Source organism: Microbacterium sp. F2E (assembly GCF_020905435.1).
Lineage (GTDB): Bacteria > Actinomycetota > Actinomycetes > Actinomycetales > Microbacteriaceae > Microbacterium > Microbacterium lacticum.
Window position 1 is genome coordinate 48,583 of the sequence record NZ_JAJJIB010000006.1, and the last position, 26,616, is coordinate 75,198.

Sequence of the window (26,616 nt, forward strand, 5' to 3'; positions counted from 1 at the left end):
TCTGGGAGAATGGAGAGGATGTCCACGCTCACCGCCGCCCCCGCCGTCACCGACCGCACCCCGCCGCCCGCGGACGCGTCGGCGATGCCGAGCGCGCTGCGGATCGGGCCGATCACCCTCGATGCGCCGGTCGTGCTCGCGCCGATGGCGGGCATCACCAACACGGCGTTCCGGCGGCTGTGCCGCGAGTACGGCGCCGGCCTGTACGTGAGCGAGATGATCACGACGCGCGCGCTCGTCGAGCGGAACGCCACCACGATGCGGCTCATCACGCACCACGAGTCGGAGACCCCCCGGTCGATCCAGCTCTACGGCGTCGACCCGGCGACGACCGAGGCCGCGGTGCGGCTGCTCGTCGACGAAGACCGGGCCGACCACATCGACCTGAACTTCGGATGCCCCGTGCCCAAGGTCACCCGCAAGGGCGGGGGAGCGGCGCTGCCGTGGAAGACCGAGCTGTTCCGCGAGATCGTCACGCGCGCGGCGCGCGCGGCGGGCGACGTCCCGCTCACGGTGAAGATGCGCAAAGGCATCGACGCCGACCATCTGACCTTCCTCGACGCGGGCCGCATCGCCGAAGACGCCGGCGTCGCCGCGGTCGCGCTGCACGCGCGCACCGCCTCGGAGTTCTACTCCGGGACCGCCGACTGGGACGCGATCGCCCAGCTGAAGCAGGTGGTGACGAGCATCCCCGTGCTCGGCAACGGCGACATCTGGTCGGGCGCCGACGCCGTCCGCATGATGGCCGAGACCGGCTGCGACGGCGTCGTGGTCGGCCGCGGCTGCCTCGGCAGGCCGTGGCTCTTCGGCGACCTGGCGCACGCGTTCGGCGCCCCCGGCATCCGGCCCGATGCCACCCTCGGGTTCGTCGCGGGCGCGTTCCGCCGGCACGCCGAACTGCTCGTCGAGTTCTTCGACGACGAGGGGCGTGGATGCCGCGACATCCGCAAGCACGTCGCGTGGTACTTCAAGGGCTACCCCGTCGGCGGCGACACCCGCGCCGCGCTCGCGACGGCATCCACCCTCGCCGAGTACGACGACCTGCTCGCGACGCTCGACCACGACGCCCCATACCCGGGCGCCGCGGCGGAGGGCCAGCGCGGCCGTGCCGGCACCCCCAAGCGCCCCGCCCTGCCCGACGGCTGGCTCGCGACCCGCGAGATGTCGGGCGACGCCTCGCGCACCCTCGCCGAAGCCGAACTGGACACCAGTGGCGGGTGAGGGCGGCGGGCTCGGCGCGCTGCCCGGTCGCCCCGCGGGATACGACGAGCACGACGCCGCGCGCCTGCTCCCCGAGACGCACCGCTCCCGCCGTGACAGCTTCGCCCGCGACCGTGCGCGCGTGCTGCACTCCGCCGCGCTGCGACGCCTCGCCTCCAAGACGCAGATGCTGAGTCCGGCGAGCCCGGCAGACTTCGCGCGCAACCGGCTCACGCACTCCCTCGAGGTCGCGCAGGTGGGTCGCGAGCTCGCGATCGCCCTCGAGCTCTCACCCGACGTCGTCGACACCGCCTGCCTGAGTCATGACATCGGGCATCCCCCGTTCGGGCACAACGGCGAGCGCGCGCTCAACGAGTGGGCCGCCGACATCGGCGGCTTCGAGGGCAACGCGCAGACCCTGCGCATCCTGTCGCGCCTCGAGCCGAAGGTCATCGGACCCGGCGGCGAGAGCGTCGGCCTGAACCTCACGCGCGCGAGCCTCGACGCGACCTGCAAGTACCCGTGGACGGTCGAGCACGCCGTGCCCGACCCGGGCGGCCGCGACAAGTTCGGCGTGTACCCCGAGGACGAACACGTCTTCCGGTGGATGCGGGAGGGTGCCCCGGGGCGCCTCCGCTGCATCGAAGCCGAGGTCATGGATCTCTCCGACGACATCGCCTACTCGGTGCACGACTTCGAAGACGCCGTGCTGAACGGCTACCTCGACCCGGCCCGGCTCTCCGACGGGCGTGAGCGCGAGGCGCTGCTCACCGCGATCCAGACCTGGGTGGGCTACGGGTTCAGCCGCGACGAGCTGGCCGACGCGCTCTATCGCCTGACCCAGCTGCCGGAGTGGCTGACCTCGTTCACGGGCGACCGCGCCTCGGTCGCGGGGCTGAAGAACCTCACCTCCGACCTCATCGGGCGCTTCGCGCGCGCCGCCACCACGGCGACCCGCGAGCACTACTCCGCGCCCGTGCTCACCCGGTATCGGGGTCGCGTGGTCGTGCCGCGCGTCGTCGAGGCCGAGATGGCGGTGCTGAAGGGCATCATCGGCGCCTTCGTGGTGTCGATCGACGGCCGCAAGGGGCTCTACAAGGAGCAGCGTCGCGTGTTGAAGCGCCTGGCGACCGCCCTCGAGGAGCAGCCCGAGCACCTCGACCGACTGCATGGCGAGGACTTCCGCGCGGCGGAGTCGGATGCGGCGCGTCGCCGGGTGATCGTCGACCAGGTGGCGAGCCTCACCGACCGGTTCGCGATCGAATGGCACGCGCGCCTCGTCGGCCCCGTCGACCTGCGCGAGCTCGGTCTGTGGTCGAGCGCGCGCCGCGAGGTGGCACCGACCGGCTTCGCACTTCCCGAGCCGATCGACGGGCTCTGGTCCGGAGAGGGCTTCTGATGGCGCGGATCGCGCAGGCCGACGTCGACGAGGTCAAGGCGCGGACGAACATCGCCGACATCGTCGGGGAGCGCGTCGCTCTGAAATCGGCCGGCGTCGGCTCACTGAAGGGCCTCTGCCCCTTCCACGACGAACGCAGCCCCAGCTTCCACGTGCGCCCGCAGGTCGGCTACTACCACTGCTTCGGCTGCGGCGAGTCGGGCGACGTCTACTCGTTCCTGCGCGCGATGGACCACCTGTCGTTCACGGAGTCGGTCGAGCGGCTCGCGGCGCGCATCGGCTACACCCTTCACTACGAGGACGGCGGCGCCGCCCCCGAGACGAGCGGCCGCACGCGGCTCTATCAGGCGAACACCGCCGCGGCTGAGTGGTTCCGCGGTCAGCTGGCGAGCCCCGAGGCCGAGACCGCGCGGCGGTTTCTGGGCGAGCGCGGCTTCGACGCCGGCGCCGCCGCGCACTTCGGCGTCGGGTATGCGCCGAAGGGGTGGAACGGCGTCCGTGACGCGCTGAAGAGCCAGGGCTTCACCGACGAGGAGATGCTCGCCGCGGGGCTGCTCTCGCAGGGTCAGCGGGGGGTCTACGACCGGTTCCGTGGGCGCGTGGTGTGGCCGATCCGCGACGTCACCGGCCAGACGATCGGCTTCGGCGCGCGGCGCCTGTACGACGACGACAAGGGGCCGAAGTACCTCAACACCCCCGAGACGCCGATCTATAAGAAGGCGCAGGTGCTCTACGGGCTCGATCTCGCGAAGAAGGACATCTCGCGCTCGCACCGGGTCGTCGTCGTCGAGGGGTACACCGACGTGATGGCCTGCCACCTCGCCGGGGTCACCTCGGCGATCGCCACGTGCGGCACTGCCTTCGGCGCCGACCACATGCGCGTCGTGGGGCGCATCGTCGGCACGGATGTCTCGGGCGAGGTCGTCTTCACCTTCGACCCGGATGCCGCGGGTCAGAAGGCCGCCGTGCGCGCCTTCGCCGAGGCCCGCACCTCGGGTCTGCAGAGCTACGTCGCCGTCGGACCGGAGGGGCTCGACCCCTGCGACCTGCGGCTCAACCGCGGCGACGGCGCGGTGCGCTCGATGATCGAGACGAAGTCGCCGCTGTTCGAGTTCGTCATCGACCAGCGGATCGCCGGGCACGACCTCGCGTCGGTCGAGGGTCGGGTCGCGGCGCTGACCGCGGCGGCGCCGATCGTCGCCGAGATCAAGGACACCGGCATCCGCGGCCGGTACGAGCACGTGCTCGCCCGGCGCCTCGGCGAAGACCTCCGCGAGGTGCACCGAGAGGTGCAGCGCGCCGCGGCGCGCGCGAGCCGGACCGACGCGGGAGCCGCGGCCGGGGGAGCAGCGCCCGGCGCGGGAACGTCCGCGCACGGTGCGACGTCCGCGGACGGAGGCTCGGGCGAGGCCGCCCCCGAGATCCGTGCGACGATCGCCGCGCTGCCGCGCACAGCCGACGCGGCGCTCGAGCGCGACGCGCTCATGGGGGTGCTCCAGTACGGGCATCTGATCGACGCGGCAGACCTCGACGCGGCGCTCGCGCTGCCGATGCAGGTGCCGTCGCTCGACGCGGTGCGCCAGAGCATTCAGGGGCAGCCCGACCGCACACGCATCGGCTGGGCGTCCACGGCCGTCGAATCGGTGCGCGAGCCGTACCGTTCCCTCGGGGTGGAGCTGCTCACCGCGGCGTTCCCGGCGCTCACCGAGGAGGAGGCGACCGCCTCGACGCGGGCCCTCGCGCAGCGCCTGCGCATTCGCGCCCTCGACCGGGAGAAGACCGAGCTCCTCGGAGCGATCCAGCGCCTCCCCGCCGAGTCAGAGGAGGGGCGCGCGGTGCGGGTCGCGCTGCGCGACCTGGATGCCCGGCGCCGCTCGCTCGCCGAAGGGCTGTGAGCGCTCGGCGCCCCCGGTGCGCGAGCCGGTCCCGGCCGGCGCGGCGGGCGGTGCGGTGGCGCCGGTCGACGGGCTCGGTCGGGGGTCCGGCTGGCGAAGCGGACGCCGAGCGGGCAGGATGAAAGCCATGCAGCGCCGCGCCTCGAGCGAGTTCGCCGTCCAGTGCGACGACCTGTCGGTCGCGCGTGGCGGAACGCGTGTCGTCGAGGGCGTGACGCTCCGGCTCGCTGCCGGCCGCGCGCTCGCGATCATGGGACCGACGGGCGCCGGCAAGTCGAGTCTCGCCGCACTGCTCGCCGGCGCCGACGAGCCCGGTCTGGCGGTCGTCGGCGGATCCGCTGCGGTCGAGGGCATCCCGGTGCGCGCGCGGGGGCGAAAGCAGCGCGTCCGCACGTACCTCACGGGCTATCTCTCGCAGGGCGCCGGCGGTGAGTTGCCGGCGAGGCTGACCGTCGGCGAGGTGATCGGCGAGCCCGTGACCTCCCGGGATCGACGTGTCAACGAGCGCGCCCTGGCGTTGCGGGTCGCGGGTCTCCTCGACGAGCTGCAGCTGCCGCTCGGTGCCGCCGCGAAGTACCCGTACGAGCTCAGCTCGGGCATGCGGCAGCGAGTCGCCCTGGCGCGGGCGCTCGTGCTGAACCCGCGGCTGTTCGTCGGGGACGACCCCTACGCGAACCTCGATCTGGAGGTGCGCAAGGCCGCGCGCGATGCGCTGCTGCGCCGTCGCGACGAGGACGGGATGGCGATCTTCGTGGTCACGAACGACGCCGAGACGGTCCGCGACCTCGATGCCGATGTGCTCGTGCTGCGCGCGGGGCGCCCGGTCGGATTCGGCCATGGCACCGCCGATGTGCTGTGGACTCCCGACGAGGGTGCGCGGATCGCGTCGTGAGCGACACGCGGGGTGGGGCGCGTCACGAGCACCCCTCCGACTTTGCTAATATGGACGGGTTGCCCGCTCGCGGGTGACTGATCCTCGGTAGCTCAATTGGCAGAGCAGCCGGCTGTTAACCGGCAGGTTCTTGGTTCGAGTCCAAGCCGGGGAGCGAACGGCCCCAGACTCCACTCTGGGGCCGTTCTTCATTGTTGCGGCGGGAAGACTCGCTCAGGCGTCGATGTCGTCGACGCCTGGCATCCACGAGGCGCCGGGGCGCCCCCAGCCGCGCTTGCGGGCGATCTTCTGCACGGTCTTCCAGTCGCCGTCGTCGAGGCGATCGATGTAGAGCGTGCCGTCGAGGTGGTCGAACTCGTGCTGCATGATGCGCGCCCGCCACCCGTCGACCTCGATCCGCACCGGCTCGCCGTCGAGGTCGATGCCGGTGACGATCACCCGATCGGAGCGGCGAAGCGGGAACCGTTCGCCGGGGAACGACAGGCATCCCTCGGACTCGTCGTCAGGGTCGGGTGCGCCGGGGATCGTCGGCGTCATCCACAGCTCGGGGTTGATGAGCACGCCGCGCCACGGCTCGCCCTCGTCGTCCTGGTAGGTGTACGTGTAGATGCGCAGACCGACGCCGATCTGCGGCGCCGCGAGGCCGACGCCCGGAGCGGCATCCATCGTCTCGAACATGTCGGCGACGAGTTGTCGGATCTCGTCGGTGATCTCCCCGACAGGCTCGGCGGGGGCGTGCAGGACGGGATCGCCCATGATGCGAATCGGAAGAACAGCCACGTCCCTGAGCCTACCGAGCGCACCGTGCGGTTAGTGTCGAAGAGTGGATGCCGCGCTGATGGCCTTGGACGACATCACCGACGACCTCGTCGGCATCTTCAAAGACCCCGCGATCCTGATCGGCATTCCGCTTGCGCTTCTCGGCGCGGTCTTCATGTCGTTCGGTGCGCAGTACCAGCATCGCGGCGTCCAGAAGGTCGAGCGGCTTACCGCGACCGCCGGCAACACGGGTCTCACGGGCAGCCAGTTGCTCAACCTGCTGCGGCGGCCATCGTGGGTCGTGGGGACGCTCATGCTGGGGCTCGCGATCGTCTGTCAGCTGTCGGCGATGTCGTTCGCCCCGCTGATCCTCGTGCAGCCGATCGGCGCGATCTCACTCGTCATCACGACACTTCTCAATGCCCGCGTCAGTGGACACAAGCCCACGGTACGGTCGATCACGGCGATCGTGCTGTGCGTCGTCGGCATCCTCATCTTCGTGACGATCGCCGCGCTCTACGCCGTCGACACGGCCGTGAGCGATCAGCAGCTCATCACGGTGCTGATCATCCTCGCTGTCGTCATCGTGCTGCTCGGCGGCGGCTGGATGCGGTTGCGTCGTCGCACGTCGGCGCTGTTCTACATCGTCTCGGCCGGCGTCATCTACGGTTTCGTCGCGACGCTCGCGAAGGTCGTCATCAGTCGGCTTCAGGCGGGCGACTTCGACTGGCTCACGCTCACGTGCGCGGTCGCACTCATCGCCGGCACCGCCGTCGGCGCCTACTTCGTGCAGACGGCATACGCCTCGGGGCCGCCGGACCTCGTGATCGCGGGGCTCACCGTCGTCGATCCGATCGTCGCGATCATCATCGGCCTCACGGTCCTGCACGAGGCCGACGGTGCCCCGCTCGGGGCCTATATCGGTTTCGTCCTGGCGGGAGCACTGGCCGTGATCGGCGTATTCGGGCTGGCGCGCTATCACCCGCAGGTGATCAGCGACAGCCAGGAGCTGCCGATCCCGCGGGGGAGCGGCGGCGATCCGGCGCATCCCAAGACCGGCTCGATCCGCCTCACCGAGGCGGTGTCGAAGGTGTGGCCCGAGCCGCCCGTGCGTGAACGCGGAGACGACCGGCGCCGCTAAACTCGAACCCGCCGGATCCGTCCGGCGCGGGGCGGTGGCCAAGCTGGTCAAGGCAGCGGGCTCATAACCCGACGATCGTGGGTTCAAGTCCCACCCGCCCTACTCTCCGCCGTGGCCTCCCTCTCACGCCGAGTGCGCCAGCTGATGCCGAGTGCGCCGGTTTCGGACGTGCAGGAGCGGGCTCAGCCGGCACCAACCAGCGCGTTCGACGCCCACGGCCCGCGCGCGGATGTTGCGGAGAGGTCACGCGCGGGTGACCGGCGGGGAACGTTTACCTCCGCGCGGTTGACTCTCGGGCGCGGTCTTGTTGGTATGTGGATCATGCCTCAGACACGCCGTGTGCTCTCCCTTTACGAAGGCTTCTTCGCGGGCGGCGCCCGTATTCTCCACACCGATGTCGTGACGTCGCTGCACCAGCGCGGACAACAGCATTCCGTGCTGTCGCTGACTGACGAAGCACGCCGGGAAGGCACGGTCCAGCGCGCCGAAGACGACCTGCGCTACCAGCAACTGGTCGCGTCCGGCGTCAGCATCACGGCGCTCGATCGCACGGCCGGTGCCGAGCCGCCGTCCGCGTTCACGGCGGACGAGCTGCGCACGGCGGCGGCAGCCGTCGCCGGCGCCGACCTGATCCTGACGTTGAAGGAGCAGCCGCTGGCTCTGCTGCTCGAGCTGCAGCGCGCGCGGCTCATGCCCGAGATTCCGGTCATTGCGTGCTTGCACCGCTCCGACCCCGAGCACTCCGGTCCGGCTCTTGAGTGGCTGCGCGACGCCACCTCCACCGGCCTCGTCACCGGTGTGATCGCCTGCGCGCAGAGCACGAAGGACGCGTACGTGGATGCCGGTGTCATCGCGCGCACCTCCGCGGTCATCCCCAACGGGATCGACACGACCCGGTTCCAGCCGCCGTCCGCGCGCACCCGGCGCCGCCGGCGCGCCGCGATCGGCATCCGTGGCGGTGGGCCGGTCATCCTGCTCGCCGCACGGTTCGACGCGATGAAGGACCCCGAGCTGTTCTTGCGGGCGGCAAGCGCCCACATGGCGGCCAACCGCGTGAGCAACTACGTGCTGTGCGGCGCCGGCATGACGTGGGACAACCCGGCATTCGCCGAGCTGGCCGACCGCGTCGGCATTGCGGACCGTTCGCGCGTGCACGCGCTCGGCATCCGCGACGACATGCCGGCGATCTACCAGGCAGCTGACATCGTCGCCCTCACGAGCGCCTTCGGCGAAGCGTCGCCGCTGTGCCTCATCGAAGGCATCGCGAGCGGCGCGATCCCGGTCACGACCGACGTCGGTGACGCGGCGCGCGAGGTCGCAGGCGTCGGACTGGTCACGGGCCCCGACCCCGCGGGCGTCGCCGCCGCGTGGGATCAGGCGTGGGAGGAACGCCGCGCACGCCGCCAGGCCGCTGTCGCAGCCCGCACACGCGTCGACCGCCGGCGGATGATCGACGACTACGAGCGCTTCGCCGGGGTGGTCGCCTCTCAGACCGCACCCGTGCTGGTGCCACAGGGCTGAGTCGGCGTCCCCGAGACGGCGCCACGTACGCCGTCGAGTGCGCCGTCTGGTGTCGAGAGCGCCCGTTGTGCCTGTGCATCACGCGGCGCACTCGGCAACAACCGGCGCACTCGGCGAGCAGGTCCCTCAGGCGCCGCGTGCGGCGAGCAGGTTGCGCAGGCGCGTGCCGACGGCACGCGCCTCGGTGGTGACGAGCGTGCCGCCCCGCACGACCTCGCGGCCCGCAACGTAGACGTCGCGGGGGCGGCGGCCGGGCGAAGCCCAGAGCAGGCCCGCGACGGGATCCGCGACGCCGGCATCCGCGACGCCCGACATATCCCACAGGCACAGGTCGGCAGCAGCGCCCGGGCGCAAGTGGCCGAGCTCGGGGCGTCCGAGCCCAGCGGCCGAGCCGGAGGTCGCCATCGCGATCACCGTCCGCGCGGCCAGGGTCGGGCCGACCAGGCCCGACACCTGCATCGCGAGGCGAGCGTCGGCCAAGAGGTGCCCGGCGTCGTTCGACCCGCCTCCGCTCGTCCCGAGCCCCACCGTCACGCCGGCGTCGGCAAGGTCCGCGACGGGGGCGACGCCCCAGCCCATCGGCACGTCGCAGCCGGGTGCGTGCGTCGCGGTCACGCCGTGCGCAGCGACGCGTGCGATCTCGTCGGCCGTGACGTCGCACAGGTGCGCGATCGTGACGTCGTCCGCGAGCCAGCCCCACTCCTCGAGCAGATCGAGGGGGCGGCGCCCGTACTTCTCCAGGGCGATCGCGACGTCCACCTGCTCGTTCGCCTGGGTGCGGCGGCGCAGGCCGTACCGCGCCGCGACCTCGGCCATGAGCGCGAACGTCTCCGGAGCGTCGGAGTGCACGCCCGCAGGCCCCACCGCGACCTGCAGCATGCCGTCGCGGGTCACGCCACCGGACGGTTCGCCACCGAGAAAGGCTGCCGCGATCGCGTCGGCGCCCGCCGCAGCATCCTGCGGATCGTCGCGCGCAGACCCGCGCACGAACACGAGCCTGCCACCGAGCTCCGCCGCGGCGTCGATCGTCGCCGTGGCGATCGCGAGACCGTCGCCGCCCACGGGCCACGTCAGGTGGTGGTCCGCGACGGTCGTGACGCCGGCGAGCAGACCCTCGGCGACGCCGGCAGATGCCGCGGCTCCCGCGAGCTCGGCATCCACCCCGACGCGCGCATACGCGGCGGCCATCGTCGGCAGCCATACTGCCATCGGCACGCTGCGGGTGCCGGGCAGCGTGCGGAACGCGCTCTGCAGCAGGTGGTGGTGCGCGTTGACGAGACCCGGCGTGATGACGCACCCGGTCGCGTCGATCTCGACCTCGTCGCCGCGCGCAGACTCCTGCACGACGCCGTCACGCACGATCAGCTCTGCGCCGTCGCCGGGTTCGGTGTGACCGTCGAGCACGATCGCGACCGCTCCCGTGAAGCGGTATCCGCGTTCGGTCACAGGACATCCTCCAGTCGTCGGGCGATCTCAGCGAGATCGCGTGCGTGGGTGGTCTCGCGCCCCGGGGCCGCGCCGCCGGAGAGGTCGACGCCGGCGACGCCGTCGATCGCGAGCATCGCGCGCGACAGCGCGACAGCGGCGGCGATGCCGGCCTCACGTGGGTCGGCAGCACACAGGATGCCCTCGAGGTAGCCCGGTGGCAGCACGAGCGTCGTGAAGGTGCGCAGCAACTGCGCCGACCCCTCGTCGAGCACGACCGGGATGCACGGGATGAACCGCGAGGTCGAGCCGAGCGCACGCGCTGCGGCGATGAAGCGGGCGACGGGCTCGGCGCCGCCGCAGTGGTTGACGAAGCACAGCTCGGCGCCCGCCTTCTCCTTCTCGCGGAGGCGTGCGGCACGCCGGTCGATGGGCGGCGTCGTCGGCGACTCGCCGACCGAGACGAGATGTCCCGCGGCACGGGCGAGGGCGGCGAGCTCGGTGGAGTCCAGATCGAACACCGGCTGTGCATCGGGGCGCGACCCGGTCTCGGTGTGATCGCCCGTGACGCAGTGCACGACACCCGCGCCGGCGTGGGCGAGGCCCGCGAGCTCGCCCTCAAGGGCCACCCGGTTGCGGTCACGGCAGTTGACGCCGATGAACGGCAGGATGCCGGCGTCGGCGATCAGCCGCGCGCGGTAGGTCGGCGCGAACTGCACGCGCGCAGGGCCCGCGTCGCCCGACAGCACGGCATCGACCGGGCCCACCATCTCCGCGACGCAGTCTTCGAGTGACCGTGGGTCGAGGGCGCGGGCAGGGAAGTCCGCGACGACGATCCGGCGGGTCTCGAGCAGTGCGCGCACGCGCGCTGCGCCCGCGGAGACGGTCGGCTCGGGCACGGGGTCGGCCGGCCGCGGGCTTCGCTCCGCCACGACGCCGTGCCAGCGCACGGTGTCGAGCTGCACGAAGGGACAGGCATGCGCGGCGTCGATCTCGCACGAGCCGTCGAAGCCGACCCCGCCGCACGGCCCGTACTCCATGCGCTTCGGACACGCGGCGGTGGCATCCACCCGCGCGAGCTCGTCAACCGGCAAGGATCTGCCGCTTCCAGCCGCGCGCGCCGCGGCCTCCGCCCGTGCCGCCCGCGCTGTTCTCGCCGCGCGTGTACTCCACGCGACGACTGGCGGTGTGTTCACTGCCGAACCAGAACGTCAGGCGGTGTGGGCGCACGAGGCACCCGGTCCAGGCATCCGGCGCGGTGAAGCCATCCGCATGCGCGGCCGCGAACTCGGCCCATGCGGCGATGCGCTCACCCTGGGGGAGGGCGGCGAACTCGGGAGTGTTCTGCCAGGCGAGCTGCTGCAGGTACGGCGGGCGTGCCGCGTACGCACGGTCCTGCTCCGCCTGCGGCGCCGGTTCGGCGACGCCCTGGACGACGAGCTGGTGCTTCGCGTCGGCGTGCGGCACTCCCAGCAGCGGGATGCAGAGGGCGACGGCCGGCGCCGCCGCAACGTGCGCGATCTTGCGAGAGGCGGCATCGGTGTGCCAGTAGAAGCCGTCGGCATCCCACTCCGACAGCAGCACCGAGCGGGCATCCGGAGCGCCGTTCTCGTCGAGTGTGGCGAGGGTCATGAGCGGGCGTGTGGGCTCGTCGTTGCCGGGCAGCCACGCGTTCAGCAGCGGCATCGGATCGTCGGTCAGGGCATCCCATTCGTCGGTCGACATCGTCACACCGTCCTCGGTCCGATGGGCCAGCGCACGATCTCGTCGATCGTCGCGACACCGTCGGCGACCAGTTGTGCCGCCAGCGCTTCGCCGATCGCGGCGGTCGCCGTCGTCGGGTCGCCGATGACGCCCCCGGTGCCGAAGTCGTCCGAGCACCAGCCGAACTGCACGGGGCGACCCGCGAACCCGATGCGTTCGAACCCTGCGATCGCCTCCGGGACGGCGGGCGCGAACGCAGCCTCGTCGACGAGATCAGGGCGCAGGTGCATCAACAGCGAGGTCTCGCCGTGGCCGCCGTGGATGCGGAAGCCACGCTCGGTCGGCCCCGCGGGCACCTGCACACCGTCGAGGAACGTGCGTAGCCCGAACTGGCGCCGCAGCTCGCGCAGGGCGACCGTGAGCGGTGCGATGTTGCCGCCGTGCCCGTTGTAGAACAGTACGGTTCGCGCGGGGGTCGCCGCGATCGATCGGCCGAGGTCGGTCAGTACCCGCGAGAAGGTGTCAGCGGACAGCCACAGCGTTCCGAGCGCCCACGCGTGTTCGTCCGACTTCGTGACGGCGAGCGTCGGCAGCAGCCACGCGTCATGGCCGGCCGCAACGGCGGCATCGACGATGCGCGCCGCGATCTGCGCGGCCATGATCGCGTCGGTCGCGAGGGGAAGGTGCGGGCCGTGGTGCTCGACGGCACCGACCGGCACGACGAGGACGGATGCCTCGGTCAGAGCGTCCGCGAGAACGGGTCCCGGAGCGTCGCCCCACCGGCGCGATGAGGGTGCGCTCACATCTGGCTCCCGGTCTGGAACGTGCCGGGCGCGACGAGCTTGCCTGGATTCATGAGGCCCTGCGGGTCGGTCTCCGCGGCGAACGCTATCGTCGCGGCCGGCTCGTAGTCGACGTACCACTGGTGCGGGTTGTGCCAGCCGACGCCGAGGGCCTCGATCTTCGGTAGGCCGGCGTACACCTCGTCGGCGCCGTGGTAGACGCCCGCGAGCATGCCGATCGGGCGGCCCTGCTGGGCTTCGATGTGCAGCATTCCGCCGTCGTACACCTCGTGCAGTTCGTCGATGCGGTCGATGATCGCGTCGCCCCACACTTCGACGTGGAAGTACGTGTTCGGGTACGCTTTCTGCAGCCACTCGATCGGGTGGTTGTAGCTCGTCATCGACAGCTTGATGCACGCCTGCGCGCCCTCGCGCACGTCGTCGACGCGACCTCCAGCGGCCTCGACGAGCGCGGTCGCAGCGGCGATGCTGTCGGCATCGAGGATGGCTCGCAGGCTCGCCCGCCCGGGAAAGATCGCCGGGTCGGCGGGGAGCGCTTCGGCGAGCGTCGGCAGGTCGCCGGACACGAGGCGCGGCGTCGGCTCGAGCTCGGGGAATGCCCGGATGACGCTCAACAGGTCGTGGAAGTCGTCGAAGCTCGCGAAGAACGCGCGCCACTCTTGCAGGGGCTCGAGCCGCACCGTCACCGTCGCGATCACGCCGACGGTGCCGTACCTGTGCAGATACGGCTCGGTCGCCTCGCCCTCGACGTGGATGAGTGTTGCGTCGGGTACCGCGTGCACGACATCGAGCGCCGTGACGAAACCTGTGTGGATCATGCCGTGCGCGATCGATCCGGTGCCGCCCGATCCGCCCGAGACGAAGCCGCCGACGGTCGACTGCGCCGTCGATGGATACTGCAGCACCTGCTGGCCGCTGCGGATCGCGGCCTGTTCGATCGCGATCATCGTCGCCCCGGCTTCGGCGCGCAGCCAGCCGTCGCCGACCTCGAGGATCTTCCGCGCACGAGACGTGTCGAGCACGAGGCCACCCGCCATCGGCAGCGTCTGCCCGTAGTTGGCGGTGCCTTTGCCGCGCGGCGTGATCGGCACGCCGTGGCGCACGGCTGCGCCGACGCTCGCCGCGATGTCCTCCGCCGTGGCGGGGTAGCAGACCAGCTGCGCACGTCCGAGCGGCAGCTGCTCGGCGATGACGGGCGACAGATGCGATCCGTCGATGGATGCCCGATCGAGAGCCTGCGGCTCATCGCTGACGGCATCGGCGCCGAGAAGTTCGCGCAGCTCTGTGGCCAGTGCGTCGATCGTGGCTTGATCGAGGTCGGCGTGAGGCATGGGGTGGGTCCTTTCGAAGATGACGGTGATGGCCTGCTCGTCAGTGCATGACCATGCCGCCCGTGACGTTGAGGGCTTGGCCGGTGACGTAACCGCCGTCGGTCGCGAGATAGGCGACCAGGCCCGCGACATCGTCCGGCACGCCGAGGCGGCCGAGGGGAGACTTCGCCGTCCACTGGGCGACCTGCTCTTCGGTGCGGGTGCCAGCGCCCATCTCGGTGAGCACGTAGCCGGGACAGATCGCGTTGACGGTCACGCCGTGGCCGCCCCACTCGATTGCGGCGGCGCGGGTGAGGGCGACGACGGCCGACTTGGATGCCGCGTAGTGTGCCTCCATCGCGCCGCCGGCCTTCGCGGCCATGCTCGCGAGGTTGACGATGCGCCCACCGCCGCGTTCGATCATGACGGGTGCGACGGCCTGCATGGTCAGGAGGGTGCCGCGGGCGTTGATGTTCATGACGCGGTCCCACTCCGCGTCGGTGATCTCCAGGACCGGCACGAGGCGGAACACACCGGCGCAGTTGACCAGCACGTCGACACCGCCGAGGAGGTCGACGGCCTGTGCGACGGCGGCCCGCGTGTCGGCCCGGTCGGCGAGGTCGACGGGCAGGAAGTGAGCGCCCATCTCGGCAGCACGCGTCGCTGAGGATTCGCTGGCGAGGTCGAGGATGACGACGGCGGCGCCTTCGTCGACGAGGCGGCGCACGATGGCGGCACCGATCCCGCCGACCCCTCCGGTGACGATGGCCGTGGCGCCGTGCAGGCGTGTCGTGGATGTCGTCATCGGAGGGGCCTTTCGTGGGGGATCAGTGAATGGTGCGGAGCTGGATCAGAACGTGATCGACGAGTCCAGGAACTGGTCGGTCCAGATGTCGTCGACGCTCACGCCGTCCTTCACCGGCAGACCCTGCTCGGTGTAGATCGGGGTGACCAGGTCGAACAGGTCGGTCATGCGCGTGGCATCCACCGTGCCCATCGCACCGTCCGCGTCGTTGCCCGCGATGCCGTCGCTGAGCATCGTGTCGACGGAGTACTCCGCGACGCCCTGGCTGTAGACCCATCCGGTGTCGTACGCGTCGACGAGCTCGAGGATGAGGTCGATCGTCGGCTGCGGGTCGGCGAAGAAGTCGACGGTTGCCTGCTGCAGCACCGGCACGAGGGCCGCGAGGCACTCGCTGTAGGCGTCGATGTTCTCCGGGATGACGCTCAGCACGGCGGCGTACTTCGGGTAGCCGGCGTCGTTGATGAGCTGGTAGCTCACCGACTTGCCCCACTGGGCGACCTCGTTCTCGTAGATGTAGGGCTCTGCCGAGGCGAAGCCCTGCTGCGCGATCTTGCCGGCCTCCGAGACGAAGACCGCGGGGGTGCCGTCGTAGGTTGAGTCGATCTGGTCGGCCGAGAGGATGCCCTGACCGACGAACGCGTCGATGTACGTGCCGCCGGGGAACACCCGGATCGTGACGCCCTCGGTGCCGAGGTCGGCGATGGTCTTCACGTCGGGGTAGGTCTCGGGGTCCCACATGATCATCTGCGGGTCTTTCTGCAGCGGTGCGAACACGCCGACGGTCGGCAGGTCGCCCGAGTGGGCGATCGCCTCGTCGGTGCCGACGTACGCCATGAAGATCGACGGATCGTTGTACATCTGGGCGTTGGGCTGGGTGAAGCCCGTTGCGGGCCCGCCGGAGAGGATGGTCACATCGACGCCGGTGTACTCGCCCGAGGCCATGAGGGGGCCGGTGACCGACTTCTCGTCGCTGTCGATCGTGTAGTCGTCGCCGAGCAGTTGGTAGAGGTGACCGTGCTCGGACTCGGGGTTCCAGTCGGTCTGGATCCGAATGTCGGCCGGGCAACCGGCCGCCGCCAGGTCGACGGCACCGATGGCGAGCCCGTCGGAGCTCTCGGATGCCGCCGGCTCGGGCGACGAGGACGAACAGCCGGCCAGGGTCAGCGCGCTGACGACGACGAGGCCGGCGGCGGCGAAGCCGCTTTTGCGGGTGATGCGCATGGTTCTCCTAGGGATTGGTGGTGCGGACGGGACGGTGGTGCTGTGACGGACGAACCGCGGCTGATCAGCCGAAGTCGTACCACTTGCCGACGGCTCGCCTCGCGAGCCAGCCGAAGAACAGGAAGATGACGACGCCGAACAGCGACGCCAGCAGTATCGAGGCGAACAGCTCGGGGCTCTGCAGTCGCGACTGGTACTTCGCGATGAGGGCGCCGATGCCGGGGGTGCCGCGCTGGAAGAAGAAGTCGCCGACGATCGCGCCGACGATCGACAGACCGGCTGAGATGCGCATTCCGGCGAACATCGCGGGAAGGGCCGTCGGCAGTTCGAGCTTGCGCAGCACGATCCAGCGCGTCGCCTTCTGCAGTTGGAACAGCTCGCGCGCACCGCGGTCGACCGACTGCAGGCCGAACAGGGTGTTGGAGACGATCGGGAACAGTGCGATCAACACACACACGATGGTGCGGGCGATGAAGTCGTACCCGAACCAGAAGCCGATGAGCGGTACGACGGCGAGGATCGGGATCGACTGCAGGATGACCGCGTACGGGAAGGTCGTGCGCTCGACCCACTTCGCGAGATTCATCGCGACGGCCCAGACGACGCCGATGACGATCGCGATGACGAGCCCGACGAGGGCTACCTGGGCGGTGTTCCACAGCGCTTCGAAGATCTCCGGGCCCGTCTTGGGGTCGGTGTAGACGGCGAAGATGACGTGCGGCTGCGGCATGAGATAGCTGCGGGTGCCGAGCAGCGCGCCGATGAGGTAGACGACGCCGATGATCCCAGCGAGAAGCAGGATCGGCGGCACCCAGTAGCTCGGGCGTGCCCACAGCGACGTCCGTCGGCGCGGCACGGTGGCCTGTTCGGCCGCGATCTCCTCCGCGTCGACGGCGGTGCGCGCGCCGGCATCCGTCGACGCCGTCTCGGTGGAGACGAGCGGTTCGGTCTCGGACATCAGTGGTGCCCCTCTCTCAGTGCGTGCGATACCTGGCCGACGAGCTCAGCGAAGGCGCCGGTGTAGCGGATGTCGGGGTCGCGCGGCATGTCGAAAGGCACTTCGAACTGATCGACGATGTGGCCGGGTCGCCCCGACATCACGACGACGCGGGTCGACAGGTAGACCGCTTCGGAGACGGAGTGCGTGATGAACAGCCCCGCGAAGCGGGTCTCGACGAACAGACGCAGCAGTTCGTCGTTGAGGTGCTCGCGCGTGATCTCGTCGAGGGCGCCGAACGGCTCGTCGAAGAGGAACAGCTCCGGGTCGAGCGTCAGCGAGCGTGCGAGCGAGGTGCGCATGCGCATGCCGCCGGACAGCTGCCGCGGCAGGTGCTTCTCGAAGCCGGTGAGACCGACGAGCTCGATCGTCTCGGCCGCCTTCTTCGAGCGCACGGCCTTCGTCTGCCAGTTGAGCTCGGCGAGCAGTTCGACGTTGGCCTGCACGTCGCGCCAGGGCAGCAGCGTCGCGTCCTGGAACACGTACCCGATCCGGTCGGTGCTCACCTGCGCAGTGCCGTCGCTGGCCGTCTCGAGGCCCGACGCGATGCGCAGCAGCGTCGACTTGCCGCAGCCCGAGGGGCCGACGACGGTGACGAACTCGCCGCGGCCGACGGTGAGGTCGACGCCGCGCAGGGCGACGGTACCGCCGGGGAAGGTCATCTCGACGTTGGTGAAGTCGAGGAGGGTCTCGCTCACGCGGTCACCTGCCTTTCGGTTGCGGGTGACCACGCGGCCGTGGTCACTGTGGCGACGGTGGACGAGACAAGTCGTCCCCGATGGATGACGTGACGGTTGGGGTCGGCGGATGCCGCGACGTCGGCGACGCTCGTGCCGCGCACGGCGACGAACTCGGCCTGGGCGCCGGCTGTCGCGCCCGCAGGTGCGAGGCGCATCACCGAACGCGAGCCGTCGGACACGAGCGTGATCGCCTCATCGATCGTGAGGTGTGCTGCGGTCACCAACAGCGCGACAGTCTCGAGCGGATCGCAGCGGCCGAGCGGGTTGAAGGGGTCGCGGACGTTGTCGGCACCGGCACCGAGCCGCACGCCGGCATCCAGCAGCGCGCGGACGGCAGTGAGGCCCCGTGGGGTCGACGTCGGCATGTCCCAGCCCTGCAGGTACAGGTTCGTGATCGGCAGTGTGATGACGCCGAGGTCGGCGTCGCGGACCGCATCGATGATGGGGGAGAGCTCGTCGGCAGTCAACGTGCCCAGGCGCGAGCAGTGCCCGGCCGATGCCGTGCCATGGGTCCAGGATGCCGTCCGCCGCGCCAGCTCGACGATCGTGAGCGGCCCGTGCAACGCCTCGTCGGTGTGCATGTCCACGCCGCAGCCAAGGCGCTCGGCGAGGGTGAGGAGGCGGGAGAGCTCTGCCTGCGGGTCTGTCGCGAGGTGCGGTGCCCCACCGATGAGGTCGACGCCGCGGGCGATCGCCTCGGTGTGGAGCTCGTCGGTGACGGTCTCGTCGCCGAGCGTGCACAGCTCGATGTCGATGAGGTCGCGAAGCTCTTCGCGCACCTGCAGGAGCGCGTCGACGCCGCGCAGCGGGTCGTCGCCGGACAGGAAGTTCGCGTGCGAACGCACCGCGGTGACGCCGTGCGCGAGCATGTCGAGTGCCGTTGTGCGGGCACGATCGGCGATCGACGCACGTGTCTCGGCATCCGCGTACTCGGCGTACTGCGCGACTGCGGTGGGCAGGTCGCCGAAGGTGGGGGAGATGAGATCCCACGTGCGCGACTTGTCCAGGTGCGCGTGCGGGTCGGCCGCCGCCGTCAGCAGGACGTACCCCGTCAGGTCGAGATCTGCGGTCGTCACCGGCGCAGTCCCCGGCGCGACGATCTGCGCGACAGTCTCGCCGTCGAGCACCACGTCGGCGCGCGAGCCGCCGGGCAGCATCGCGTTGCGCAGGGTGTGGAGGGGACGCGGAAGGGACACGATTCTCCTCTTGGCGGTGGGGTGTGTGCGTGGCACTCGGGTGTGCCTTTGTCGCGGCCTGATGTTGATAGCCTCAACATTGGCGACGCTACGACCGCCGTGTTTCGGGCGGGTGACATGATCGTGTCCCTCTGTTAATCACGGCGCCCGGCCCTTGTGCCACGTGGCGTCGGCATTCACGCAGACGCCGTCCGACGTGATACCAAATGATGCAGATTCCCTTCGAGGAGGCGATGTGACCACCGCACCCCCCAGCCCGGCGGAGACCGCCGGCACCCTGCTGCCCCTGGGGCCGCGCGTGCGCGCCCTGCGCACGCAGCGCGGGCTCACGCTCGTGCAGCTGGCGGCACTGGCGGATCTTTCGCACCCGTTCCTGAGCCAGCTCGAGCGCGGCCTCGCGCGGCCGTCGATGGCTTCGCTGGAGAAGATCGCCAGCGCACTCGGCACGAGCGTCGTCGAACTGCTCGCCGACGAGCGCGGCGCCGCCGACGAGGTGACCGCCGTCAGCATCGTGCGGGCAGATGATGGCGTCATCGGCGGGTTCGGCAGCGGGCTGGGCCGCGTGCTCGTGTCGGGCGCACGGCGTCCGTTCCGACCGATCGAGTACACGGGCGAGAACGCCGAATGGGGAGAGGTCGTGGCCCACGCCGAAGACGAGTTCCTGCATGTCATCGAGGGCACGATCGAACTTGAACTGGGTGGGGTTGTGTACCGACTGGGGCCGCGCGACTCGGCGTATACACCGGGCGGCACGGGCCACCGCTGGCGCGGCGCCGACGGACAGCCCTACCGCCTGATCGTCGTGAAGGAGTCGGGCGCATGAGCGCCCCGAAGGGCGATTACGAACTCGACGTGGTCGGCGTCCGCGCGGCGGCTGTTGATGTCGTGGAGATCGAGCTCGCCGCACGCGGAGCAGCCTTGCCCGACTGGGAACCGGGCGCGCACATCGATCTCGTGCTGCCGTCGGGGCTCGTGCGACAGTACTCGCTGGCCGGGGCGCCGGGGGCGGGCACATGGCGGCTCGCTGTCCTGCGCGAGGAGGCCGGCCGCGGCGGATCGCGCTGGATCGCCGACCGGCTGAGAGAGGGAGCGGTGCTGCGTGCCGCGGGCCCACGCAATCACTTTTCGCTGCCCGAGACCGCGGCCGGCGTGCCGCTGGTTTTCGTTGCCGGCGGCATCGGCATCACGCCGATCCTCCCGCTGGCGGCCGCCGCGCGTGCGGCGGGTCGAGGGGTTTGGGTCCACTACGCCGGACACGAAGGACGGATGCCGTTCGTCGACGAGCTGCGCGCGGTGCACGGTGACCGGTTGACCCTGCACGTCAGCGAGGTGGGGAGCAGGCTCGACGTCGACGCCCTGGTCGTTGACGCCGGCCGCGTCGGGGCGCAGATCGTCACGTGCGGTCCCGCGCGCCTGCTGGATGCCCTCGAGGCATCCGGCGCCGCGCGCGGTGTCGAGGTGCACATGGAACGATTCGAGGCCGAGGCCCTGTCAGCGCCCGTGTGGGCGGGACCTTTCGAGGTCGAGCTTGCTCTCACGGGTGTCACCGTCGAGGTCCCGCCCGACCGCTCGATCCTGCAGGTTGCCGAAGAAGCGGGCGCCCTCGTGCTCTCCAGCTGCACGGAAGAAACCTGCGGCACGTGCGAGACGCCGGTGCTCGAAGGCGAGGTCGATCACCGTGATGCGATTCTCAGTCCCGCCCAGCGGGCACGCAACGACACCATGTTCGTGTGCGTCTCGCGCGCTGCCTGCCCCCGGCTCGTGCTGGAGCTGTGACCGCGGAATGACACGGTTGTGATTCCGCCGCGGCATCGGCAATAATGGGCGCATAACCGCATAGCCCGCCAGACATTCCGGCGAACAGGTCGTAGGGGAAGACGTACCTGAAGAAACGGAGAGTCCGATGGCGACACAGGCGACCACACTGGCGCGCGGAGTGATCTACATCCACTCCGCGCCGCGAGCGCTGTGCCCCCACCTCGAGTGGGCGGTCGGGCGTGCCCTCGGGCGTGCGGTCAACTTCGACTGGGCCGACCAGCCCGTGCTCGCCGGCAGCCGCCGCGCCGAGTTCTACTGGGAGGGCCCAGCCGGCACGGGTGCGGCGCTGGCGACCGCGATCCGCGGCTGGGAGCACCTGCGCTTCGAGGTGAGCGAAGACCCCACGCCGCGCAGCGACGGCGGCCGCTGGCTGCACACCCCGGACCTCGGCATCCACTTCGCGCAGACCGACACCGCCGGCAACATCGTCATCGGCGAAGACCGGGTGCGGTACGCGATGGAGATCGCCGCCGGCGACGTGTTCGAACTGCAGCGCGAGCTCCAGGTCGCGCTCGGCACCGTGTGGGACGACGAGCTGGAGCCGTTCCGCCACGCGAGCGACGACACTCCCGTCGTATGGCTGCACAAGGTGGGCTGAGCGCCGCACAGACCACCACACAAACCGGGCGACGCGGGGCGCTCGTACCCACCTCGGACGGCTTCCCGGGGATGGGGATCGCGTACCGCTCGCCTCACCCGAGAAGGGCCCCTCCGCTGGTTTCGCGGAGGGGCCCTTTCACCGGCGCGTCACATGCGCGCGGTCGAGGTCGGACGGCGGGTCACACTGAGGCGAACGCCGCCACGGCGTTGTGCCCGCCGAATCCGAACGAGTTGCTGATCGCGAGCTGCGGGCCCTCGCCCAGGGGCTTCGGCTCGCCGGAGATGAGGAACGGCACCGCCGGGTCCTGCTCGGTGATGTTGATCGTCGGCGGCGCGACGCGGTCGCGGAGCGCCAGAACCGTGAAGATCGCCTCGAGCGCTCCGGTGCCGCCGAGGAGGTGACCGGTGGATGCCTTGGTGGCCGACACCGGGATCTCGCCGATCCGGTCGCCGAACACGTGGTGCAGGGCGACGTACTCGTTGGGGTCGCCGACCGGGGTGGAGGTCGCGTGCGCGTTGATGTGCGTGACATCGTCCGGCGAGGCATCCGCCATGTCGAGCGCCAGCTTCACGGCGCGCGCCGCTCCCCAGCCCTCGGGGTCGTTCGCGGTGATGTGGTACGAGTCGGCGGTGACGCCGCCGCCGACGACGGCGGCGTAGATCTTCGCGCCGCGGGCCTTGGCGTGCTCCTCGGTCTCGAGGATGAGCACCGCCGCGCCCTCGCCCATGACGAACCCGTCACGGTCGATGCTGCCCGGCCGCGATGCGGTCTCGGGGGACTCGTTGCGCTTCGACAGCGCCTGCATCGAGGCGAACGAGGCGATCGTGACCGGGTGGATCACCGATTCGGTGCCGCCGGCGATCACGACGTCTGCGAGGCCGTCGCGCAGGTGCTCGACGGCGTTGACGATCGACTCCGTGCTCGAGGCGCAGGCGCTCGCGACGGTCCGCGCGTATGCGCGCGCACCGAAGTGCAGCGAGAGGTTGCCGGCCGCCGCGTTCGGCATGAGCATCGGCACCGTCATCGGCAGCACCCGACGCGGGCCCTTCTCGCGCAGCGTGTCCCAGGCATCCAGCAGCGTCCACAGACCCCCGATGCCGGTCGCGAAGTCGACGCCGAGCCGTTCCGGGTCGACCTCGGGCGATCCGGCATCGGCCCACGCCTCGAGGGCCGCGACGAGCGCGAACTGCGACGACGGGTCGAGGCGCTTGGCGACGGGGCGCTCCAGCACGGTGTCGGGCCGCACGGCCGCCTGCGCGGCGAACGTGACCGGCAGGTTGTACTGCTCGACCCAGTCGTACTCGAGCGTGCGCGCGCCGGAGGCGCCGGCCAGCAGCGCCGACCAGCTCTCGGGGGCGGTGCCGCCGATGGGGCTGGACGCGCCGATGCCGGTGACGACGATTCGGGGGTTGCTCATGATGTCCTCACGCGTGTGGGGGTGCTCCGGTGGGGGCGAGGCTGCAGCGGGGCCGCCGCGAGGCCCCCACCGGTTCAGGCGGGTCAGCTGGGTGACGCCCGGAGGCGATCAGCCCTGGTTGGTGGTGATGAAGGTGACGGCGTCGCCGACGGTCTTGAGGTTCTTGACCTCTTCGTCGGGGATGGTGACGCCGAACTTCTCCTCGGCGTTGACGACGATCGTCATCATCGAGATCGAGTCGATGTCGAGGTCGTCGGTGAACGACTTCTCCAGCGCGACCTCGTCGGCCGAGATGCCCGTCTCGTCGGTGATGAGCTCGGCGAGCCCGGCGAGGACCTCGTCGTTGCTGAATGCCATGGGATTCTCCTTGTTTTCGGGGTGTTTCGCGGTGTGGTCCACCGAGGACGCGGACCCGGAAAGGTCCTGGATCAGTCTAGGTGCGGGCGGCGTTCCCTCACGGGAGCACGACGACCTGCGCTCCGAAGACGAGACCGGCGCCGAAGCCGATCTGCAGGGCGAGCCCGCCCGAGACCTCGGGGTGCTCCTCGAGCAGGCGGTGCGTCGCGAGCGGGATGGAGGCGGCCGACGTGTTGCCGGTGGTCTCGATGTCGCGGGCGATGACGACGGACTCGGGCAGACCCAGCTGCTTGGCGAACTCGTCGATGATGCGCATGTTCGCCTGGTGTGGCACAAACGCGGCGAGATCGGATGCCTCGACGCCGGCCGCCTCGAGCGCCTGACGGGCGACCTTCACCATCTCCCAGACCGCCCAGCGGAAGACCGTCGGGCCCTCCTGGCGGAGCGTCGGCCACGGGGCGAGCCCGTCGCGGAACTCGACGAGGGTGTGGTTCATGCCCACCGCGTCGGCCTTCGAGCCGTCGGAGCCCCAGACGGTCGGGCCGATGCCGGCGTAGTCGCTCGGCCCGATCACGACCGCGCCCGCCCCGTCGCCGAGGAGGAACGAGATCGAGCGGTCGGTCGGGTCGACGACGTCGCTGAGCTTCTCGGCGCCGACGACGACGGCGTAGTGCGCGGCGCCGCCCCGGATGAGTGCGTCGGCCTGCGCGACGGCGTAGGCGAAGCCCGCACACGCGGCGTTGACGTCGTAGGCCGCGGCGGGGTTCGCCCCCACGCGGTCGGCGACGATTGCCGAGACCGACGGGGTCTGCTTGGGGTTCGAGATCGTCGCGACGATGACCGCGTCGATGTCGGCCGGGTCGACGCCGGAGCGGGCGATCGCCTCGGCGGCGGCGTCGGTCGACAGCTCGATCGCCGTGGTCTCGGCGTTCGCGCGGGTGCGGGTGATGATGCCGGTGCGCTGCCGGATCCACTCGTCGCTGGAGTCGATCGGGCCGACGAGGTCGTCGTTGGGCACGGCGTTCTCGCCGCGGGCGGCGCCGTAGGCGTAGATCCGCGTGTGCGCGGGGCCCGTGGGCTGGTGGAGCGCGGGGCGGATGGTCGAGGTGCTCACGCGCCTTCTCCTGTCAGCAGAGCGGCGGCAGCCGCGAGGTCGTCGGGCGTCTTCACCGCGACGGTGGGCACGCCGCGGAGGGCGCGCTTGGCGAGCCCGGTGAGCGTGCCGGCCGGGGCGAGTTCGATGATGCCGGTCACCTCGTGCGCGGCGAACGACTCCATGGCGAGGTCCCAGCGCACGGGGGAGGCGACCTGCGCGACGAGCAGGTCGAGGGCCGGTCGGCCGGCGGCGACGGGTGCGCCGTCGCTGTTCGACCAGAGGGTGAGCGTGGGGTCGGATGCCTCGATGCGGGCGGCCGCGTCCCGGAGCGCGTCGACGGCCGGGGCCATGAAGCGCGTGTGGAAGGCGCCGGCGACCTGCAGCGGGATCACCCGGGTGCCCGCGACAGGCGAGGCGGCGAGGGCCTCGAGCGCGTCGAGGGTGCCGGCGGCGACGATCTGCCCGGCCCCGTTGTGGTTCGCCGGGGTCAACTCGAGCTCGTCGAGGCGCGCGAGCACGGCGTCGCGGTCGCCGCCGATGATCGCGCTCATGCCGGTCTGGGCGGCTGCGGCGGCGTCGGCCATCGCGCGGCCGCGGATGCCGACGAGACGCATGCCGTCGTCGTCGCTGAGCACGCCCGCCGCGACCAGCGCGGCGATCTCGCCGACCGAGTGGCCGGCGACGCCGTCCGGCGTCGTGGGCGGTGTCATGGCCGTGGCATCCAGCAGCGCCGCGTACGACACGAGGCTCGCGGCGACGATGAGGGGCTGGGCCACCTGCGTGTCGCGAATGCGGTCGGCGTCCCACTCAGTGCCGGCGGCGATGAGGTCGACGCCGCTGTCGGCGGAGTAGCGCTCAAGGCGCTCGCGAACGCCCGGAACGGCCAGCCACGGCCCGAGGAACCCGGGGGTCTGCGCGCCCTGTCCGGGGAAGACGGTGATGATCACTGCTCTATCCTGCCAAGATCTGTCGGAGTGTGCTGGGGCTCATGTCACAAGAAACGCCGGATGCCTTGTGTCCACCGTACAACGGTGGCGCGATCGTGCGGTGCGGGGGCCGCGGTGCGGCGGTTCGGCGGCGCTGTGGAGCTCGGCGTCGGTCAGGACGGGCGGCGCATGCCCGCGCGCCGACGGGTGACCTCGGTGCCGATCGAGCCGATGATGAGCGCGGTCTGCAGGATGAGGGCCTCGCGCGGCCCCGTGGCATCCCACCCGATCACGTCGGACACGCGCCTGAGCCGGTAGCGCACGGTGTTGGGATGCACGAACAGCTCGCGGGCCGTCGCCTCGAGCGACCGCCCGTTGTCGAGGTAGCTCCACAGCGTCGTCACGAGGTCGGACGAGTGCGCTTGCAGCGGACGGTAGATCCGCTCGACGAGGGTGGCCTTGGCCGCGCTGTCGCCGGCCAGCGCGCGCTCGGGGAGGAGATCGTCGGCCTCGACCGGCCGCGGGGCGCCGCGCCACGCTCCGGCCACGGCGAACCCGGCGAGGGCGGCGCGGGCGCTCTGCCCGGCGTCGACGAGTGCGGGCACTGTGGGGCCGAGCACGAGGTGCCCGGCACCGAACCCCGGCTCGAGGCGGGTGGCGATCTCGGGGAAGGTCAGCTCGGCGCGGTTCTCCTCGCCGGCGGGCGTGTCGGCGCGGCCGATCACGAGCACGAGGCGCGATCCCTGCACGCCGATCAGCACGTCGACGCCCATCTTGCGGGCCATCCGCCGCAGCTGGTCGACGTCGAACTGCGGAGGCGTGGTGCCGACGAGCACCGCGACCTCGCCGTGGCCGTGCCAGCCGAGCGCGGCGATCCGACTCGGCAGCTCTTCGTCGGCCTCGCCGGTGAGGATCGAGTCGACGACGAGGGCTTCGAGCCGGGCATCCCAGAGGCCGCGCGCCTCCGCGGCGCGGGCGTACACGTCGGCGGAGGCGAACGCGACCTCACGGGAGAACAGCAGGATGCTCTCGCGCAGGTCCTCGCCGCGCCCGGCGACGCGCTCCTCGGTCACCTCGACCGTCACCCGGATGAGCTGCAGCGTCTGCGTGAGGCTGACGCTGCGCAACAGCTCACGGGGCGCCGCGGCGAAGATGTCGGCCGCGATCCACGGGGTCGAGCCGGGGTCGTCGTACCACTGAATGAACGAGGCGATGCCCGCCTGCGCCACGAGCCCCACGGCCGAGCGGCGCGCCGGCGGCATGTCGGCGTACCACGGCAGCGAGTCTTCGAGTCGCTTGATCGTGGCCGTCGCCAGGTCTCCGGAGATCCGCCGCAGCCAGGCGAGGGTCTCCGCCTTCTCCTGCGGGGTGGGGCGGGCGGGCATCGATCCGG

General features: G+C 71.1%; 25 protein-coding genes and 2 tRNA genes. 11 read left to right on the forward strand and 16 right to left on the reverse strand.

Annotated features, from left to right (window positions below; translation table 11 throughout):
- The first annotated feature begins 84 nt into the window (after positions 1-84).
- The 5 genes from dusB to LOK55_RS06465 all read left to right on the forward strand — a co-directional run bounded on the left by dusB (position 85) and on the right by LOK55_RS06465 (position 5,540).
- Entirely contained in the window at positions 85-1,221 is a 1,137-nt protein-coding gene (dusB, locus tag LOK55_RS06445; RefSeq protein ID WP_229934797.1) for a tRNA dihydrouridine synthase DusB, read from the forward strand.
- Entirely contained in the window at positions 1,211-2,599 is a 1,389-nt protein-coding gene (locus LOK55_RS06450) for a deoxyguanosinetriphosphate triphosphohydrolase (RefSeq protein WP_141379482.1), read from the forward strand. Before dusB ends, LOK55_RS06450 begins: the two co-directional genes overlap by 11 nt.
- Complete coding sequence (gene dnaG, locus LOK55_RS06455; protein WP_229934715.1) at positions 2,599-4,494, forward strand: DNA primase; 1,896 nt, start codon at positions 2,599-2,601, stop codon at positions 4,492-4,494. The genes LOK55_RS06450 and dnaG overlap by 1 nt, the downstream gene beginning before the upstream one ends.
- Positions 4,495-4,621: 127 nt before the next feature.
- Positions 4,622-5,386: an ATP-binding cassette domain-containing protein gene (locus tag LOK55_RS06460; protein WP_196383837.1), complete on the forward strand. Its 765-nt coding sequence runs from the start codon at positions 4,622-4,624 to the stop codon at positions 5,384-5,386.
- 81 nt (positions 5,387-5,467) lie between these two features.
- Positions 5,468-5,540, forward strand: a tRNA-Asn gene (locus LOK55_RS06465).
- A 59-nt stretch (positions 5,541-5,599) separates the two neighbouring features.
- Here the strand turns inward: LOK55_RS06465 and def are convergent.
- Positions 5,600-6,166 (reverse strand): peptide deformylase, encoded by a 567-nt coding sequence (gene def, locus LOK55_RS06470; RefSeq protein ID WP_229934716.1) that lies wholly within the window; start codon positions 6,164-6,166, stop codon positions 5,600-5,602.
- A gap of 58 nt (positions 6,167-6,224) precedes the next feature.
- Between def and LOK55_RS06475 the strand changes: the two genes are divergently transcribed.
- The 3 genes from LOK55_RS06475 (at position 6,225) to LOK55_RS06485 (ending at position 8,807) form a co-directional block, all read left to right on the forward strand.
- A complete protein-coding gene (locus LOK55_RS06475; protein ID WP_229934798.1) occupies positions 6,225-7,286 on the forward strand; it encodes a DMT family transporter in 1,062 nt (353 codons plus the stop codon).
- A 28-nt stretch (positions 7,287-7,314) separates the two neighbouring features.
- Positions 7,315-7,388: transfer RNA gene (locus LOK55_RS06480), tRNA-Ile, on the forward strand.
- 219 nt (positions 7,389-7,607) lie between these two features.
- Positions 7,608-8,807 (forward strand): glycosyltransferase, encoded by a 1,200-nt coding sequence (locus LOK55_RS06485; RefSeq protein ID WP_229934717.1) that lies wholly within the window; start codon positions 7,608-7,610, stop codon positions 8,805-8,807.
- Between the two features lie 126 nt (positions 8,808-8,933).
- On the opposite strand, the gene LOK55_RS06490 is transcribed toward LOK55_RS06485, so the two are convergent.
- The 10 genes from LOK55_RS06490 to LOK55_RS06535 all read right to left on the reverse strand — a co-directional run bounded on the left by LOK55_RS06490 (position 8,934) and on the right by LOK55_RS06535 (position 19,008).
- Complete coding sequence (locus LOK55_RS06490) at positions 8,934-10,253, reverse strand: amidohydrolase family protein (protein WP_229934718.1); 1,320 nt, start codon at positions 10,251-10,253, stop codon at positions 8,934-8,936.
- Positions 10,250-11,326, reverse strand: coding sequence for a methylenetetrahydrofolate reductase C-terminal domain-containing protein (locus LOK55_RS06495; RefSeq protein WP_229934719.1), 1,077 nt, complete (start codon positions 11,324-11,326; stop codon positions 10,250-10,252). The genes LOK55_RS06490 and LOK55_RS06495 overlap by 4 nt, the downstream gene beginning before the upstream one ends.
- The gene (locus LOK55_RS06500; protein WP_229934720.1) at positions 11,316-11,957 is read right to left on the reverse strand and encodes a pyridoxamine 5'-phosphate oxidase family protein; all 642 of its coding nucleotides are present in this window, start codon (positions 11,955-11,957) and stop codon (positions 11,316-11,318) included. Before LOK55_RS06500 ends, LOK55_RS06495 begins: the two co-directional genes overlap by 11 nt.
- Before the next feature lie 2 nt (positions 11,958-11,959).
- Complete coding sequence (locus LOK55_RS06505; RefSeq protein WP_229934721.1) at positions 11,960-12,739, reverse strand: creatininase family protein; 780 nt, start codon at positions 12,737-12,739, stop codon at positions 11,960-11,962.
- Positions 12,736-14,070, reverse strand: a complete 1,335-nt coding sequence (locus tag LOK55_RS06510; protein WP_229934722.1) for an FAD-binding oxidoreductase — start codon at positions 14,068-14,070, stop codon at positions 12,736-12,738. Before LOK55_RS06510 ends, LOK55_RS06505 begins: the two co-directional genes overlap by 4 nt.
- Positions 14,071-14,110: 40 nt before the next feature.
- A complete protein-coding gene (locus tag LOK55_RS06515) occupies positions 14,111-14,854 on the reverse strand; it encodes an SDR family NAD(P)-dependent oxidoreductase (protein WP_229934723.1) in 744 nt (247 codons plus the stop codon).
- Between the two features lie 45 nt (positions 14,855-14,899).
- Complete coding sequence (locus LOK55_RS06520; RefSeq protein ID WP_229934724.1) at positions 14,900-16,075, reverse strand: ABC transporter substrate-binding protein; 1,176 nt, start codon at positions 16,073-16,075, stop codon at positions 14,900-14,902.
- A gap of 64 nt (positions 16,076-16,139) precedes the next feature.
- A complete protein-coding gene (locus tag LOK55_RS06525; RefSeq protein WP_229934725.1) occupies positions 16,140-17,033 on the reverse strand; it encodes an ABC transporter permease in 894 nt (297 codons plus the stop codon).
- Positions 17,033-17,770 (reverse strand): ABC transporter ATP-binding protein, encoded by a 738-nt coding sequence (locus LOK55_RS06530; RefSeq protein ID WP_229934726.1) that lies wholly within the window; start codon positions 17,768-17,770, stop codon positions 17,033-17,035. Before LOK55_RS06530 ends, LOK55_RS06525 begins: the two co-directional genes overlap by 1 nt.
- On the reverse strand, positions 17,767-19,008 hold the full coding sequence (locus tag LOK55_RS06535; RefSeq protein WP_229934727.1) for an amidohydrolase family protein: 1,242 nt from the start codon (positions 19,006-19,008) through the stop codon (positions 17,767-17,769). The genes LOK55_RS06530 and LOK55_RS06535 overlap by 4 nt, the downstream gene beginning before the upstream one ends.
- Positions 19,009-19,243: 235 nt before the next feature.
- Between LOK55_RS06535 and LOK55_RS06540 the strand changes: the two genes are divergently transcribed.
- The 3 genes from LOK55_RS06540 (at position 19,244) to LOK55_RS06550 (ending at position 21,424) form a co-directional block, all read left to right on the forward strand.
- Entirely contained in the window at positions 19,244-19,831 is a 588-nt protein-coding gene (locus tag LOK55_RS06540) for a helix-turn-helix domain-containing protein (protein ID WP_229934728.1), read from the forward strand.
- Positions 19,828-20,784, forward strand: coding sequence for a PDR/VanB family oxidoreductase (locus LOK55_RS06545; protein WP_229934729.1), 957 nt, complete (start codon positions 19,828-19,830; stop codon positions 20,782-20,784). Before LOK55_RS06540 ends, LOK55_RS06545 begins: the two co-directional genes overlap by 4 nt.
- Before the next feature lie 127 nt (positions 20,785-20,911).
- Complete coding sequence (locus LOK55_RS06550; protein ID WP_229934730.1) at positions 20,912-21,424, forward strand: DUF3145 domain-containing protein; 513 nt, start codon at positions 20,912-20,914, stop codon at positions 21,422-21,424.
- A 181-nt stretch (positions 21,425-21,605) separates the two neighbouring features.
- Here LOK55_RS06550 and LOK55_RS06555 read toward each other — a convergent pair whose 3' ends face one another.
- From LOK55_RS06555 to LOK55_RS06575, 5 genes are all read right to left on the reverse strand, one after another.
- Complete coding sequence (locus LOK55_RS06555) at positions 21,606-22,844, reverse strand: beta-ketoacyl synthase (protein WP_229934731.1); 1,239 nt, start codon at positions 22,842-22,844, stop codon at positions 21,606-21,608.
- Positions 22,845-22,952: 108 nt separating this feature from the next.
- Positions 22,953-23,201: an acyl carrier protein gene (locus tag LOK55_RS06560; RefSeq protein WP_141379469.1), complete on the reverse strand. Its 249-nt coding sequence runs from the start codon at positions 23,199-23,201 to the stop codon at positions 22,953-22,955.
- A gap of 97 nt (positions 23,202-23,298) precedes the next feature.
- A complete protein-coding gene (locus LOK55_RS06565) occupies positions 23,299-24,300 on the reverse strand; it encodes a beta-ketoacyl-ACP synthase III (protein ID WP_141379541.1) in 1,002 nt (333 codons plus the stop codon).
- Positions 24,301-24,311: 11 nt separating this feature from the next.
- Positions 24,312-25,244 carry an ACP S-malonyltransferase gene (locus LOK55_RS06570; RefSeq protein WP_229934732.1) on the reverse strand — a complete coding sequence of 311 codons (933 nt, stop codon included), beginning with the start codon at positions 25,242-25,244 and terminating at the stop codon, positions 24,312-24,314.
- A gap of 152 nt (positions 25,245-25,396) precedes the next feature.
- Positions 25,397-26,608, reverse strand: coding sequence for a CdaR family transcriptional regulator (locus LOK55_RS06575; protein ID WP_229934733.1), 1,212 nt, complete (start codon positions 26,606-26,608; stop codon positions 25,397-25,399).
- Between the last annotated feature and the right edge of the window lie 8 nt (positions 26,609-26,616).